Annotated in this window: 1 protein-coding gene; it reads right to left on the bottom strand. The window is 70.7% G+C overall.

Annotated elements, in window-relative coordinates; all coding sequences use genetic code 11:
- On the bottom strand, positions 1–1,502 hold a 1,502-nt coding region (locus GT042_RS02795; RefSeq protein ID WP_161307105.1), incomplete at its 3' end, for a CHASE3 domain-containing protein.
- Between the last annotated feature and the right edge of the window lie 442 nt (positions 1,503–1,944).

Here is a 1,944-nt window from a genome sequence, read left to right as displayed (position 1 = left end):
GACAGCGGGATCACGTCGAACCAGTCGCCGCCGACCCCGCCCAGCTCGCCGGTGGGCAGGTAGCGGGAGGCCACCTCCACGGCGGCCTGCTCGGGCAGCCGCTGGGGGAGGAGGCTGCGCTGGAGGGTGAGCGCGGTGGAGCGTTCGCGGGTGTACCGGCGGGCGTTGTCGATCGCCACGGCGCCCTTCGCGGCCAGTTCCTCGGCGAGGGAGACGTCCTCCTCGTCGAACGGCTCGTCCTGCCGCGAGCGCCAGAAGCTGAGCACGCCCATCGTGTCGCCCCGGGAGAGCATCGGGGCGGAGATGAGCGAGTGGACGCCCTCGTCGAGGATGCGTTCGGCGTACTCCGGATCGCCGGCCCGCCATGAGGTCGACGTCCGCAGGTCGGCCTCGATGTGGCCGAGCCGGGTGCTGAGGCTGCGCGCGTACAGCGTGGTGGGCGGCGGGGTGCGCCGGGTCCCTACGGGGCGGAACGGGTGGTTCTCGCGGATGCCGCCGACCGCGATTCTCTGGAGCTCTCCCGCGCCGGCCTGCGGCACCTCGCCGTGGACGGGGGTCAGGAGGTCGACGGTGGCGAAGTCGGCGAACTGCGGCACGACCACCTGGACCAGTTCCCTTGCCGTCTGTTCGACGTCGAGTGTGGTGCCGACCGACACGCTGGTGTTGTAGAGCAGCCGCAGGCGCCGGCGCGCCGCCTCGGTCCGGCCGCGGCTCTCCTGGAGGGATCGGACCATGGTGTTGAAGGACGCGCCCAGCGCGCCGATCTCGGCGGGACCCGTCGTCTCCATCCGCACGCTGAGGTCGCCGTCCGCGATCTGTTTCGCGACGGCGGCGGCCTTGCGTGCCGGGCGTACGATCGCGCGCGACTGGTAGACGGCGAAGGCGACGATGAGCAGGATCGACGCCCCGAGTCCGGCGGACGCGGCGATCACGGCCCGGTCGGCGTTGGAGGTGGCGGTGTCCGTCCGTTCGTCGAGCAGCTCGCGTTCGGTGGTCATGTAGTGGGTGAAATCGGCCCGCAGCACGTCGGCGAGCCGTTTCCCCCGTGCGGTCGTCAGGAGGCTCGACACGTTGGGATCACCCCGCTGGGCGGCGCTGACCAGCGGAATCGAGTAGGTGCGGATGTACGAATCGACGCCCCGGGTGATCTTCTCCGCGAGCCGTTTCTGTCCTGGGGAGGTGGCGTGCTCCTGGAATTCGCGCGACTGCGTGGGGAAGGCTTTGAGGGCGGCCCGCCACGGTTGCAGGAACACGTCCTGCTTGGTGATGACAAAACCTCGCTGGCCCGTCTCCAGATTGGCGAGCAGCTGTTCGAACCGTTCGGTCTCGACCACGCCCATGCGGGTCTCTTTCCGCGCGTCCGCCGAATCGCGCATGCCGTTGATCGCCCACAGCATGAAACCGAAGATCAACCCGATCAGCAGCGCGAGCAGGCCGCTCGCCACGGCGGTGAGCCGGGTCAGACCCCATCGCAGGTCTTTCCCCGGCACCTGTCTCCTCATGGCCCACATCATGCCTGGAGCGGGAGGTTTATGCCGGTTTCGTACCTTCCTCGGGGGCGGCGGGGGTGGGGTGGCGCGGCTGAGCCGTCAAGGTGACGGCGCTCAGGGGCAGGGCAGCCGTGCCGAAGATTCAAGGCGGCCGTGCTCGGCGGTCGATCCGGACCGTGCTCAGCGCTCCGGTCAACCTTGCTCAGCCGTCAGCGCGCGGGATGTCGCCTCAGCCGTCAACGGGCCGGATGTCGCCTCAGCCGTCAGTGCGCAGGATGTCGCCTAGCCGTCCGTGCGCCGGGTGACGACCCAGGAGGCGGCGGCGACCGTACCGGCCACGGTGAGGACGGCGGGCCAGGCGCCGACCTTCTTGGCCAGGGGGTGCGAGGCGCCGAACGCGGCGAGGTAGGCGGCGCTCAGCCCGACCGAGGCCTTCGCCCCGCCGGCCCGGTGC

The sequence above is a fragment of the Streptomyces sp. SID3212 genome (genome assembly GCF_009865405.1).
GTDB lineage: Bacteria > Actinomycetota > Actinomycetes > Streptomycetales > Streptomycetaceae > Streptomyces.
Note: the sequence above shows the minus strand (reverse complement) of the source record. Positions and strands in the feature narration are given on the sequence as shown.